Origin of the sequence: Ligilactobacillus araffinosus DSM 20653 (genome assembly GCF_001435375.1) — a bacterium.
GTDB lineage: Bacteria > Bacillota > Bacilli > Lactobacillales > Lactobacillaceae > Ligilactobacillus > Ligilactobacillus araffinosus.
Genome location: NZ_AYYZ01000008.1, coordinates 64,245 through 78,365, shown reverse-complemented (window position 1 = coordinate 78,365; position 14,121 = coordinate 64,245). Strand labels below are relative to the sequence as shown.

Annotated in this window: 9 protein-coding genes and 1 pseudogene; all 10 read right to left on the bottom strand. The window is 39.8% G+C overall.

Going from position 1 to position 14,121, the window contains the following annotated elements; genetic code table 11:
- Positions 1-3: 3 nt before the first annotated feature.
- A pseudogene (gene xerA, locus FC64_RS01735) lies at positions 4-813 on the bottom strand (site-specific tyrosine recombinase/integron integrase); the annotation flags it as partial.
- Between the two features lie 230 nt (positions 814-1,043).
- Positions 1,044-2,576, bottom strand: a complete 1,533-nt coding sequence (locus tag FC64_RS01730; RefSeq protein ID WP_057906259.1) for a class I SAM-dependent DNA methyltransferase — start codon at positions 2,574-2,576, stop codon at positions 1,044-1,046.
- 366 nt (positions 2,577-2,942) lie between these two features.
- Positions 2,943-4,301: a 23S rRNA (uracil(1939)-C(5))-methyltransferase RlmD gene (gene rlmD / locus FC64_RS01725; RefSeq protein ID WP_057906258.1), complete on the bottom strand. Its 1,359-nt coding sequence runs from the start codon at positions 4,299-4,301 to the stop codon at positions 2,943-2,945.
- A 59-nt stretch (positions 4,302-4,360) separates the two neighbouring features.
- Positions 4,361-5,404: a diacylglycerol kinase gene (locus FC64_RS01720; RefSeq protein WP_057906257.1), complete on the bottom strand. Its 1,044-nt coding sequence runs from the start codon at positions 5,402-5,404 to the stop codon at positions 4,361-4,363.
- Positions 5,405-5,431: 27 nt separating this feature from the next.
- Positions 5,432-6,865, bottom strand: coding sequence for an Asp-tRNA(Asn)/Glu-tRNA(Gln) amidotransferase subunit GatB (gene gatB, locus FC64_RS01715; protein WP_057906256.1), 1,434 nt, complete (start codon positions 6,863-6,865; stop codon positions 5,432-5,434).
- On the bottom strand, positions 6,865-8,331 hold the full coding sequence (gene gatA, locus FC64_RS01710) for an Asp-tRNA(Asn)/Glu-tRNA(Gln) amidotransferase subunit GatA (protein WP_057906255.1): 1,467 nt from the start codon (positions 8,329-8,331) through the stop codon (positions 6,865-6,867). The genes gatB and gatA overlap by 1 nt, the downstream gene beginning before the upstream one ends.
- Positions 8,331-8,636 (bottom strand): Asp-tRNA(Asn)/Glu-tRNA(Gln) amidotransferase subunit GatC, encoded by a 306-nt coding sequence (gene gatC, locus FC64_RS01705; protein WP_057906254.1) that lies wholly within the window; start codon positions 8,634-8,636, stop codon positions 8,331-8,333. Before gatC ends, gatA begins: the two co-directional genes overlap by 1 nt.
- Positions 8,637-8,698: 62 nt before the next feature.
- On the bottom strand, positions 8,699-9,853 hold the full coding sequence (locus FC64_RS01700; protein WP_057906253.1) for a CamS family sex pheromone protein: 1,155 nt from the start codon (positions 9,851-9,853) through the stop codon (positions 8,699-8,701).
- Complete coding sequence (ligA, locus tag FC64_RS01695) at positions 9,850-11,868, bottom strand: NAD-dependent DNA ligase LigA (RefSeq protein ID WP_057906252.1); 2,019 nt, start codon at positions 11,866-11,868, stop codon at positions 9,850-9,852. The genes FC64_RS01700 and ligA overlap by 4 nt, the downstream gene beginning before the upstream one ends.
- Before the next feature lie 14 nt (positions 11,869-11,882).
- A complete protein-coding gene (gene pcrA / locus FC64_RS01690; RefSeq protein ID WP_057906269.1) occupies positions 11,883-14,108 on the bottom strand; it encodes a DNA helicase PcrA in 2,226 nt (741 codons plus the stop codon).
- Positions 14,109-14,121 lie beyond the last annotated feature (13 nt).

Sequence of the window (14,121 nt, the reverse complement as noted above, 5' to 3'; positions counted from 1 at the left end):
TATTCACCCTATATACTTTCTATGTGCTAATTTTACGTTTTGCATTGCATAATGTAGTGTTGTATCAATTTTTTTATGTCCCAATAATTGTTGAAGTTGTTCTATTGGCATTCCCTTATCAATTGCGGTTGTTGCCAAAGTTCTTCTAAATTTATGAGGATAAACTCTTTTTATCCCTATTTTCTTTCCTAATTTTTTTAGCCTTGATTCTACTCCTCCAATTGTCAATCTTGTATTCTTACCATACAAAGAAACAAATAAAGCAGGATTATTATCATTTCTAGTATCTAAATATTTTTGCAAATGCAATTTAGCACGTGCATCAAAATACGCAATTCTTTCTTTATTTCCTTTTCCAAAAACTACACATTCTCGCTCTTGAAAATTTATATCATTACGATTTAATAAAACTAATTCACCTACACGAATTCCAGTTGAAGCTAAAAAATCAATCATTGCTAAATCCCTTATTTGAGTACAGCTATCGCGTAATTTTTCTAATTCTTCATCAGAATACGTTTCTTTTACCGTTGTTGATACTTTTACTTTATGGATCCTTCGAACTGGACTTTTAACTATATAATCCTCATCTTCTAGCCAATTAAAAAAACTAGATAAAATTCGTCTAATATTATCAATAGTTACTTTACTAGAACTATGTAACCTTTGATAATTTGTTAAATAATTTCTCAATTCATCTGTTATAATTTCTTCAGCATTTTTATCAATTGTTGATAACGCTTTAGTTAAAGTCGCTTTATAATACTTTAAAGATTTTTCGGAACAACCTTCTGCCCGCTTTGCAGCAAAATACTTTTCTAATAGCTCCTACTGCTGAAATTAAAATATCATTTTTTGGGGGGAACACTATTCCGTTTTAATAAATCATTGTATTTATCTTTACTGATAAATAATTTATTATCTATTTTGCGCCCCTCAGATTTAGCTATTATTTCTTTTCCTCTATAAAATAGTATTCCGCTTGTCTGATACTCTTTTGCATATATTCTTTTACTGGAATTAACTTTAACATAATCGCTTTTTTATATTTCATATCCAAGCTCCTTCAATACATCTTTAATTTCAGCTTGTAACTTATTGCTTTCTTCAAATTGTTCTTTCAATTCGCTTGTTAACCGTTCCATTTTTTCTTCATATGGTTCGTCATCATCTTCTTGCTTAGCAAGCCCCACATATCTTCCTGGTGTTAAAACGTAATCGTTTTTAGCAATTTCTTCTAAAGTAGCTATTTTGCAAAAACCTGCAACATCATTATATTCTTGATTATTTGTTCCTCGATAAGCATGGTATGTATTAGCAATTTTTCTAATATCTTCACTACTAAAAGCACGATGTGTTCGATCCACCATTTCTCCCAAATTACGTGCGTCAATAAATAACATTTCACCTTTTCGTGATCGTTCATCTTCAGATGACTTATTCATATCAATAAACCATAATGAAACAGGAATACCCGTTGAATAAAACATTTGACTAGGTAAAGCAACAATTGCATCAATTTTGTCATCTTCTAAAATTGCCTTGCGAATAGCCAATTCATCATTCTTTGAGGTTGATAGTGCTCCATTTGCAAGAACAAAACCGGCTTTTCCATCCGGAGCAAGCTTACTAATTATATGTTCGATCCAAGCATAGTTAGCATTGCTTTCTGGAGGAACACCGTATTTCCAACGAGCATCATCTTTTAATTTATCGCCACCCCAATTTTTTATATTAAATGGAGGATTAGCTAGAATATAGTCAAATCTCTCTCCTTTATGTAAATCGTTAGTAAAAGTATCACCTTGATGAGGTCCCAAATTATTATCAATTCCCCGAATAGCTAAATTCATTTTAGCTAATTTCCAGGTTGTTGGATTGGATTCTTCACCATATACTGATAAATCTCCAATTTTTCCTTGATGTTCTTGAACAAATTTTTCTGATTGCACAAACATCCCACCTGAGCCACAACATGGATCATAAATTCTGCCTTTATATGGTTCAATCATTTCAACAAGTGTTTGTACAATCGAACGTGGAGTATAGAATTCTCCTCCTTTTTTCCCTTCACTGGAAGCAAATTGATTTAAAAAGTATTCATAAACTCTCCCCAGAATATCCGATTGTTTATTATTAGAATCAGCCAATTTAATATCTGAAATTAGATCAACTACTTCACCTAATCTAGTTTTATCTAAATCAGGAGAAGAATAATTTTTGCTTAAGACTCCACGTAATGAATCATTATTTTTTTCAATCTCATCCATTGCATTATCAATAACTTCACCAATTTGCGGAGTCTTTGCTGAATTTTGAATTACTGACCATCTGGCATCTTGTGGTACCCAGAAAATATTCTCTGATAAATACATATCAGGATCTTCTGCATCTTCTGGATAATCAGATTTCACTAACTCCTCGTATTTAGTTTCAAACGAATCTGAAACATACTTTAAGAAAATTAAACCTAAAACAACATTACGGTATTCAGAAGCATCCATACTTCCGCGTAATGCATCAGCAGTTTGCCAAAGTTTATCTTCAATACTGAGCTCTTTTGATTTTGTAGCCACTTTAGTCACCTATTTCTGTTTAATATAATATTCCCTGTCCATAATAATAATTTTAGTTTATCAAAGGTTTACCTTTATTAAAAATAAAAATGTATTTCTTATCTTAAATTAGTTAAAACAAGAAATACATTTTCAATCTATAATAATTACAATATTATACTTACGCTCTCTGCGGTTCGCCACTTCCCAATCACTCGTCGCTTTGCTCCGTGGCTATCGCGCGGAGGATCACTAGCATTGCCTGCGTCGCTTAGCTCCTTGCTGTGGTTGCTCTTTCGCGGTTCGTGTCTTCGAATCGTTTCGTCACTTCGTTCCTTACTCTTCGGACACTATCGCGTGGAGCGTTTCTAAGCTTTCTCGCTCCTTTTAGTCGCGCTCAAGCAAAGTAACGCTCTCAATATGCTGCGTCATCGGAAACTGGTCCACTGGTTGGATTGGTTGCGACACATGGTAACCTTTATCCATAAATTGCTGGATATCACGAACCAGCGTTGCTGGATTACAACTGACATAAACGATCTTTTTTGGATTCATGGCAGCGGCACTGTGGATCAGACTGGTCGTAAGGCCTTTCCGCGGCGGGTCGACCATGATCACATCAGGTTTAATACCCTGACTTTCCCATTTAGCCATCCATTCTTCGGCATTCCCAACTTCGAAATCCACATTGTCAATGTGATTAAGTTGCGCATTCGCTTTGGCATCCGCAATTGCTTCCGGTACGATTTCCACGCCGTACACCTTATGAGCATGCTCAGCAAGGTTCAACGAAATCGTCCCAATTCCACAATAAGCATCAATAACAGTCTCATTGCCCGTTAATCCCGTTTGCTTAATGGCTTCATTGTACAAGACTTCTGTTTGTTGAGGATTGACTTGGTAAAACGAATGAGCTGAGATCTTAAATTTCAAGTCATTCAACGTATCAGTAATCGTTGAAGCACCTGCAAGGATAATATCTTGGTTGCCAAGAATCACATTTGTGTTGCGGTTATTCACATTTTGAATCACACTTTTCACATCAGGCATTGATTTAATGATTTCATAGGCGATTTTATCCCCATGTGGAAAACTTTTTCCATTTGTTACAATCACAACCATTGTTTCATGAGAATAATACCCCCGCCGAACCATTAAATGCCGAATCAAGCCTTTTTGTGTTTGTTCATCATAAGCGGACAAATCATACTTATTTAAAATTGCCAATGTGGCTTGCAAAATTTCATCAATTCGCTGATCCTGAATTGTAAAATCCTTCATCGGGACAAAACGATGGCTTCCTTTACGATAAAATCCTACTTCTAATTTCCCATTAATTTTCCGGACTGGAACCTGAGCTTTATTCCGATAATGAATTGGACTTTTCATCCCCAATGTGGATAATACTTTAATTTGATTATCTAAGTGCGCCTTTTTCAACAGTTGTTGAATCTGATTCTGTTTAAATTTCAACTGGGCAGCATACTTCAGGTGCCCTAACGGCGTCACGCCATCTTGTTGAGCATCATCTTCCACTCGATCCGGACTTTTTGAAAACCATTTGAGCGCCCGCGCAAAGCCAAAGTTTTTCCGCACTTTAACCACGATAACTTCAATTTCTTCGCCAGGAAGGGCACCAGCGATAAATAACGGATAACCGTTAACTTTTGCAACTCCCATTCCTTCGTAAGTCAAATCTTCCACAGTGACTGTTAATTTCTCATTTTTTGATACTGGTGTTTTCATTTCTTACCTCATTTACTGAAAAGGAGAGAAGACTTATCCACAGCTTCTCTCCTGATTAATTATTTATCCTCTGATTGATAATCATCGGCATCCATTTCAAGTTCTTCGTGGGACAAATTTTCCACTCCTTGAATTAAATGCTCACGAGCATCTTCGGCTTGCTCGTTTTCTTCTTGCTGCCGAATTGCATCGTCGGGGATATCCTTGACGTTTGCGAAAATCTCAATGTGTTGTTTGAGATTCTTAAACGTCATTGGAGCATCACCGCCGTATTCACCATCAATGTTAATCATCATCTTTTCGTTTACTGGCTTAGCTATAACCTTTGAAGTTTTAACATACAAAATCCGCGGATCATCAATATGCTTTCCGCCATTTAAAATCTTAGTAAACAACTGGAGAATTTCCATTAAATTGCTAGTTTTAACTACAATTAATGTGAATTTTCCATCATCCAATGATGCGTCTGGAACTAGCTGTTCAAACCCGCCGACTGAGTTGGTCAATGCTAAGAAAAACATTGAAGCTTTTCCATCGTATACCCCATCATCGTATTCTAAATGCATGTCGATCGGTTTCATGCGCGGAAGCATTTCAGCTCCCTTAACAAAATATGCAAGATAACCGAACAGTGATTTAACCTCTGACGGCACAACATAGGTCAATTCTGTTAACAAACCGCCGCCGGCAATGTTAACGAAATATTTTTCCTCAGCCATTCCAATATCGATTTTAATTGTTTCACCGTTTGCAATTACCTTGGCAGCTTCAACGGGACTTTCCCGCGGAATCTTTAATGCCCGCGCATAGTCATTCGTTGTTCCCGCAGGAATGATTCCAAGTTTTGGCCGGTGCTTCAATCCGGCAATTCCGTTTACGACTTCATTGATCGTTCCATCACCGCCGGCAGCCACGATCAAATTGAAGCCAGCACGGGCAGCTCGTTCAGCTTCATTGCGTGCCGAATTTTCTTCGGGGGTCGTCGCAAAAGCGCTGGTTTCATAACCTGCACGTTCCAAAATATTCAAGATTTCAACAAGGTCGCTTTTGATCGCCTCGCGTCCAGATGTCGGATTATAAATAATACGACAACGTTTTTGCATTGTTAATCCCTCTTTCACCAGCAAATTTTATCTACTCTTTAAGCTTTCCGTTAATAATTTATTAACGACTTTCGGGTTCGCCTTACCCCGTGTCTGCTTCATAATGTTTCCAACTAAGAAGCCAAATGCCCGATCTTTTCCATTCTTAAAGTCGTCAATTGATTGTTGGTTATTATCAAGCACTTCATCAATAATTGGCTGCAATTTTTCAGGATCTGACAATTGAACCATGCCTTTTTCTTCAACCCATGCTTTTGGTTCAGTGTCATTCGTAATGATTTCCTTAAAGACCTTCTTCGCAATTTTTGATGAAATCGTTCCGTCTTTGATCAATTGAATCATGGTTGCCAAGTGTTCAGGTGTCAATGCCGTATCGCCAAGTTCAATTTGCTTGTCGTTTAAGTAAGCATTCACCTCACCCATCAACCAGTTTGAAGCCAATTTCGGATCGCCACCATAGGCAACCGTTGCTTCGTAAAAGTCTGACATTTCCTTTGTTTGGGTCAAAACTTTAGCGTCGTAAGCCGGAATACCCCATTCATTAATGTAGCGTTCCCGCCGTTTATCAGGCATTTCAGGAATTGATTCGCGCACTTCTTCGATCCATTCATTTGAAATATGGTATGTTGGCAAATCTGGTTCTGGGAAGTAACGGTAATCGTTGGCTTCTTCCTTTGACCGCATCAAAACAGTCGTTCCGGTTGGTTCATCAAACCGCCGCGTTTCCTGTTCGATTTCGCCACCCTTAAGCAAGATTCCGCGTTGCCGCTTTTCTTCATATTCAATTCCTTTCCGAACGTGATCAAATGAGTTCAAGTTCTTCATTTCAGTCCGGACACCTGGTTTATCAGAACCGATTGGCCGAACAGAAACGTTAACATCGGCCCGCATTGAACCTTGTTCCATTTTCACGTCTGAAATTCCGGTAAACTTGATAATTTGACGAAGCCGTGATAAATATGCGTAAGCTTCATCCGCTGAATGAAGATCTGGTTTCGAAACAATTTCAATTAACGGGGTTCCCTGCCGGTTCAAATCAACATATGAGTAACCATTGGGATTGTGAGTATTCTTTCCCGCATCTTCTTCGACGTGCATTTCTTCAATTCCGATTTTCTTCTTTGTACCGTCTTCAAGTTCGATTTCCAACCAGCCATCATGGGCAATTGGTGTATCTTTTTGAGTGATCTGGTATGCTTTCGGATTATCCGGATAGAAGTAGTTCTTTCGATCGAAATGCAAGTCTTGTTCAATTTCACAGTTCAAAGCCATTGCAGCCCGCATCCCATATTCCAAAACACCTTTATTAACTTCTGGCAAAACTCCTGGATATGCCCAGTCAATTACATTGGTGTTTGTGTTAGGTTCAGCCCCGTAAACAACTGGTGCTGGCGAGTAAGCCTTTGACTTTGTTTGCATTTCAATGTGGACTTCAAGTCCAATCGTGGTTTCAAAGTTCATTAATTTTGACCTCCAATCGTTGGAATTTGATTATGAAAATCAGTTGCTTGTTCAAATGCGTAACCTGCTTGATAGAGCGTCTCTTCATCAAATCGCGGTGTAACCAAGTGGATTCCGACTGGTAATCCGTTCTTAGTGAAGCCGCCAGGAATTGACATTGCAGGGACTCCAGCCAAGTTCATTGGAATCGTCAATAAATCGTTCATGTACATGGCAATCGGATCATCGGTCTTTTCACCAAAACCAAATGCTGCCGTTGTCGTTGTTGGTCCCAAAATCAAATCATAATCTTTAAAAATATTTTCAAATTCATTGCAGATCAATGTCCGAACCTTGGTTGCCTTGCCAAAGAATTCATCATAAAGACCTGATGAAAGGGAGAATGTTCCAAGCATGATCCGCCGTTTGACTTCATCACCAAAACCTTCTGAACGTGAACGAACATAAACATCTTCAAGGTTCTTCACGTCCTTTGCCCGGAAACCATAGCGAATTCCGTCATACCGTTGCAAATTTGATGAAGCTTCAGACGTTGCGACAATGTAGTAAACTTGAATTCCGTTCAATGAGTGTGGCAATGAAATTTCATCAACCGTTGCCCCTAAGCTTTCAAATGTCTTAATGGCATTTTGAACTGCTTCCCGAACTTCGGGTTGTAAATCAACATCCATGAATTCTTTTGGAACCCCGATGTGCATGCCTTTGATATCTTTACCAATCTTTGATGTAAAGTCCGGAACTTCCCGTGGAGAAGTTGTAAAGTCATGCTTATCTTGACCGGCAATTGCGTTCAATATCAACGCATTATCCTTAACATTCCGCGTCATTGGGCCGATTTGGTCAAGACTTGATGAAAAGGCGATCAATCCGTACCGTGATACCCGACCATACGTTGGCTTAAAGCCGACAACACCGTTAAATGCAGCTGGTTGCCGGATTGAACCACCAGTATCAGAACCTAAAGCCGCAATCAATTCACCTGAAGCAACGGCTGCTGCTGGGCCACCTGAAGAACCGCCAGGAACCTTGGTTTGATCCCAAGCATTTTTTGTTTTCTTAAAAGCAGAAGTTTCTGTTGAACTTCCCATCGCAAACTCATCAAGATTTAACTTTCCGGCAACGACCATTCCAGCATTTTCAAGCCGTTCAACCGCCGTTGCGTTATAAATTGGATTAAAGTTTTCAAGCATTTTGCTGGCTGCGGTTGTTGTTAATCCCTTTGTTACCATGTTATCCTTGATTCCAACCGGGATTCCATCTAAAACATTGTCAGCGTTGATTCCCCGTTGATCAATTGCTGCCGCTTGTTTTAACGCTTCATCCTTATTCATTGCAAGGAATGCATCGATTTGTGGTTCGCGCTTAGCAATGCCATCAAATGTTGCTTCCATTAATTCACTTGCACTCAATTCCTTGTTAACTAACATTTGATGCAAACTTGTTAAATCATTTTTCAAGTAATCCATTATTCGTTATCCTCCCCTTCATCAATAATTGCGGGAACTTTAATAAACCCGTCTTCGTGTTCAGGGACATTTTTCATTAATTCGTTCCGATCAATACCTTTTTCAGCAACATCTTCACGCAAGATGTTAACTGCATCCGTAACGTTGATCGTTGGTTTTACACCGTCTGTGTTGATCTTACTTAACTGGTGCGACATGTTCATAATGTCTTCCAATTGCTTGGTAAATTTTTCAAGTTCTTGATTAGTAAATTCAAGCTTTGATAAAGAAGCAATTTTTTTAACTTCATCCTTTGTGATTTCCATCATTTTTCCTTCTTTCTAACCTTAAATCATTACTTTTATTTTAGCATATGAAAAAATCTAAATTAGTTTCCGGTGAGAATGTGGCTTTCAAATTTTCCTTCGCCCGCATTCCGTGAAAGGAAGGCTTGGGTTTTACCATCAGATCCTAAAATTTGAATGTTGATTGGAATCTTATTCGGTAAGTAACTTTGAGCAGCCTGAGCAACATATTGCGTGAAGCTGATAATTTCAGTTTCGCTATAGAACTGCGTTGTAACATTCACATTCATTTCCTTAAGGGTGTTGCCATCATATTGAGCTTGCGCCGTTACCCCCGCAAGGTTCGGGAAGAAGTTTTGAATCTTATCCTTGAAGTTTTCAAAACTATGTTCATCGTTGCTGTTTGGTACTGAATTAGTTGACGTTGCCGGAAAAACAACGTTCTTAATATCAAGATCCTTCCAGTCGCCAAGTTTCGTTCCATTATTACTTACTGCATATGCATAGAACGATCCGCCAACCAAACTATCATTGGGGGCCTGTTCAAACATTGCAATCACGATTGGAATGTTATTTGGGACCCCGTCAATTTTCCGGACCCGTTCCAAAATTTTTTGAGCATCTGCTTTTCCTTGGGCAACCATCTTATCGTGCGGAATTGATTGCGTAAATGTTGGTCCATACTGTTGCTTTTGGTAATAGTCCTTTTGGTTCATTCCAATTCCAATCGTCATTCCGGCCAACGTTAACTTTCCATTGTTGTTCTTCATATAATCTTGTTCGCCAATTTGTTGAACATACATTGGATTACGATTTGAACCATTGCCGTTATCAACCGGGTTCAAACCATCTGGATTATCCTTTGATTGCCGGCCTAACCATTTCTCAACCGTTGACGTGGATAAGTACTGTCCTTCTTGGAAAATATAACTTTGAGTTGAAAAGAACTTCTTTGAAATATCCGTCATCCCAATATCAAAGTTTTTCAAGTTCAACATATTGTTGGCATCTTGCTGCACGCCGACTCCGCGTGATTTGCTTACCCGATACCGACCGTTTTCAATTACGCCGCGGTACTGGTCGCTGCCCGCATCACCTGTAATTTGAAATTTATCTGTCTTCTTTGTCGTTGTTGTACCATTACTGCCCGAAGACGAGCTATTATTTGATTTGCCGCATCCTACAAGAAGTAACGCAGCTAAGCAAATTCCGACAAAGGCTCCTGCTTTTCGTTTCAATCTTCTGCCTCCATTTGTTCCATAAAGGTTGCTTCATTGATAATTTTAACATTTAATTGCTGGGCTTTGGTAAGTTTACTTCCAGCATCATGGCCAGCAATCAGTAGATCCGTTCTTCCAGAAACACTGCCGGTCACTTTCGCACCATGCGCTTCAAGCCATTTCTTCGCATCTGTCCGTTTCAAATGATCCAACGTTCCGGTCAAAACAACCCGAAGTCCATTAAACGCGCTTTCGGCGGCCGCCGCAGCCTGTTCTTCTTCAGATTGACCAAGAAATTCCATGTTGACTCCTGCTTGAACAAGCTCTTCAAGCAACTCATCAACTTGCGGATTTTGGAAATATGTAACAATACTTTCCGCAATGGTTTGGCCGACCGTTTTGATTGCCGCGATTTCATCAACCGTTGCCTTTTTAACCGCATCCATCGTTTTAAAATGTTGGGCAATCAACTGGGCTGCCTTCGCTCCAACGTGACGGATTCCCAATCCGAACAGCAACCGTTCTAATGAGTTATGCCGGCTGTTATCGATGGCTGTCAGTAAATTATTGGCTGACTTATCTTTAAACTTATCAAGTTGCAACAGTTCATCAAAATTTAATTGATAAAGATCTGCCACATCTTGAACCAGTTTCCGCTCATATAGTTGAGCAATAATTTTAGTCCCTAATCCTCGAATATCCATTGCGTTTCGGGAAGCAAAGTGCGTCAAACTTTCCTTAACCTGTGCTGGACACTTGGGATTAATACACCGTAATGCCACTTCATCATCGAGATGAACAAGCGGGGCATGACATTCTGGACATTCAGTTGGAATCGAATACGGTTGCGAATCCACCGGCCGTTTTTTCAAAACAACGGTTGCCACTTCTGGAATAATATCCCCGGCCTTAAACAATCTCACGGTATCGCCGATTCGAATATCTTTTTCTTTAATGTAATCCGGATTATGCAATGAAGCCCGACTAACCATTGTTCCAGCTAATTGAACCGGATCCATCACGGCTGTTGGGGTAACAACTCCCGTTCGGCCAACTGTCCATTCGATCTGATGAACGACGGTTTCCTGCTCATCCGGTGGAAACTTATACGCAATCGCCCACCGCGGAACTTTCACGGTATTGCCAACCTCTTCATGAACCTTAAAAGGATTAGCTTTAATTACAATGCCGTCAATATCATACGGCAACGATGCTCGTTTTTGTTGATATTCATCAATGTAGGCCCGAATCTCATCCATATTATGCGCAACTCGATAATCAGGGTTAACCTTAAAGCCCCACGAACGCATCTTATCAAGGGCTTCACTTTGCGTTATGATGCCAAACTTTTCCGGTTCCATTAAATAATAGATGAACGTACTTAATTTCCGTTCAGCAGTAATTCGACTATCAAGCTGTCGTAATGATCCAGCCGCTGCATTCCGGGCATTTGCAAAAATCTGTTTTCCCTGTTCTTCTTGCCGCTGATTAAGTTCGACAAATGATGCTTTGGGCATATAACATTCGCCCCGAACTTCAACATCAACGGGTTCAGATAATTCAAGCGGAATTGCATTGATCGTCTTTAAATTTTGGGTAATATCTTCGCCAATTTGACCATTTCCCCGGGTCGATCCTTGAACAAATTTACCACTGCGGTAAACAAGGGAAATCGCCAACCCATCGATTTTCAATTCACAATTATAATCAATTTGCTGATGAACCGTTTGATCAAGATTGACAACAAAATCTGCCAATTCTTCCTTTGAAAAAACATCACCTAACGAAAGCATTGGAATTTCATGGTCAATCTTTTCAAATCCGGTTAGAATCTGTCCCCCGACCCGTTGTGTTGGTGAATCTGGGATGATCATTTCCGGATGAGCCTTTTCCAATTTCACTAATTCCTGGTATTTCTGATCGTAAACATCATCCGGAACACTGGGCTTATCAAGTGAATAATATTCACGGGACCACGTATTTAATTGTGACCGCAGCTCATCAAATTGCTGCTGAAGTTTTTTGTTTGTCACCAACTTCACCCTCTTTATTTCTTCGTAATCGGTGCGAAGGCTGCCAATAAACGCTTAATGCCTTGGTCTTTAAATGCAATATCAAGTTCCATATCTTCACCGCTGCCGGTCACCTTCACAACCGTGCCTTCACCCCAAGCCTTATGTTGAACCTTATCGCCAACCTTCCAGCTCTTCTTATCTGCTCCGGTTCCTCGAGGCCGATCGACCGTTCCTGCTGGTTTCCGGTAAACTGGTGTCTTCCGGGCAAATGGCGTATTCGTTCGCCACACTGCTGAATTTCCAGAACTAATATAATTTGCCCCTTCATTTTCAGAATGCAGTAAGTTATCGCCGATTTCAGTAATAAAACGTGAAGCAGCATTGATTTGTCGTTTTCCGTATAACATCCGCGACAGAGCATTCGTGATATATAGTTCTTGCTGAGCCCGTGTAATTCCAACGTACGCAAGCCGTCGTTCTTCTTCTAATTCATCTTCATCCATTTGGGCTCGTGAAAGTGGAAAGATTCCTTCTTCCATTCCCATTAAGAAAACAACTGGAAATTCGAGTCCCTTAGCTGCATGCAACGTCATTAATGTCACTTCATTTGAATCATCAACATCGTCTTGATCGGATACCAAAGCCAAATCTGCAAGGAAATCTGCAAACGGATCACTTTCTTCATCTTCAGGTTGCCATTGAGCGTCGAATTGTTTCGTAACCGTTAAAAATTCATCCAAGTTTTCAAGCCGACTTTGATTTTCAAGCGACTTCGTTTTTTCTAACTCTGCCCGATAGCCGGTCATTTCAAGAATATCTTCCGTTAATTCCGTAACATTTTCTTTTCCTTCAAGGTCATGTAATTTGCGAATCAATTGGGCAAATTTTTGCAACTCATTTACTGCTTTACCCTTAATTTCAGTTAACGCCACATTTTCGGCAGCCTCTTCGAGTGAAATTCCGTGAAGATCAGCAAAAGTTTGAAGCTTCTGCATGCTGGTTGCCCCAATTCCCCGTTTTGGCGAGTTAACAACCCGTTCAAAGCTCAGTGAATCTTGCGGGTTAGTTGCAAGCCGTAAATATGCTAAAACATCAAGGATTTCCTTCCGTTCATAGAATTTATGCGCTCCAACTAACTTGTAAGGAATATTAGCTTTCACAAACGTTTCTTCGATTTTCCGTGATTGGGCGTTTGTCCGATATAAAATCGCAAAATCACGATATTGCCGACCATTTTGCTGCATTTGCTCTTTAATAGCTTTAACCACAAAGTAGGCTTCATCGCTATCGGTATTGCCTCGGTAATAGTGAATTTTTTCTCCTTGGGCGTTTTCCGTCCATAATGTTTTTGCTTTCCGGTTAACGTTATTCTCAATTACCTTATTTGCCGCTTCCAAAATGGTTTTTGTTGATCGATAATTTTGTTCTAGCTTGATAACCGTTGCATCTGGATAGTCCTTTTCAAAGTTTAAAATGTTTTCCATGTTAGCGCCACGCCATCCATAAATACTTTGATCGGCATCCCCAACAACGCACAAATTACGGTTAGCCTTGGCTAACATGTTAACTAATTCATACTGGGCTTCGTTTGTATCCTGGTATTCATCAACGTGAATGTACTTGAATTTACGTTGATAAAATTCAAGGACCGCTGGCGCTTCCTTAAACAGATCAATCGTCTTCATGATTAAATCATCAAAGTCCATCGCTTGATCCTGCTGCAAACGATCTTGATATTCAACATAAGCCTTTGCCACAAGGTCTTCGAACATTCCACTTGCTTGTTCTTGGTACTGTTCTGGAGTTAATAAATCATTTTTGGCATTCGAAATGGCACTTAAAATCGCCCGCGGATTATACTTTTTCGGATCAATGTTTAAATCCGCCATGATATGTTTCATTAGCGTCCGTTGCTCACTTGTGCTAGCAATCGTGAATCCACGATTATAACCAATTTTTTCACCATCGCGCCGTAAAATACGAACACAAAGAGCATGGAACGTTGATACCCAAATTTCTTCCGCACCTTCGCCAATTAATTTATCGATCCGTTCACGCATTTCACGGGCCGCTTTATTAGTAAAGGTAATTGCAAGAATGTTCCACGGGTTAATCCCCTTTTCTTCGATCAAATAGGCTACCCGGTGAGTCAATACCCGGGTCTTCCCGCTTCCAGCACCAGCCATTACCAACAACGGTCCTTCCGTTGTTTGAACGGCTTCTGCTTGTTTATCGTTCATCTTTGCTAATAAATCCATCACAGCCAATTCG

What these genes read in the sequence shown, in the direction of transcription:
- gatB (WP_057906256.1), bottom strand. Translation starts at nt 6,865, where the DNA reads ATGAACTTTGAAACCACGATTGGACTTGAAGTCCACATTGAAATGCAA.
- FC64_RS01720 (WP_057906257.1), bottom strand. Translation starts at nt 5,404, where the DNA reads ATGCAAAAACGTTGTCGTATTATTTATAATCCGACATCTGGACGCGAG.
- pcrA (WP_057906269.1), bottom strand. Translation starts at nt 14,108, where the DNA reads ATGGATTTATTAGCAAAGATGAACGATAAACAAGCAGAAGCCGTTCAA.
- gatA (WP_057906255.1), bottom strand. Translation starts at nt 8,331, where the DNA reads ATGGATTACTTGAAAAATGATTTAACAAGTTTGCATCAAATGTTAGTT.
- rlmD (WP_057906258.1), bottom strand. Translation starts at nt 4,301, where the DNA reads ATGAAAACACCAGTATCAAAAAATGAGAAATTAACAGTCACTGTGGAA.
- gatC (WP_057906254.1), bottom strand. Translation starts at nt 8,636, where the DNA reads ATGGAAATCACAAAGGATGAAGTTAAAAAAATTGCTTCTTTATCAAAG.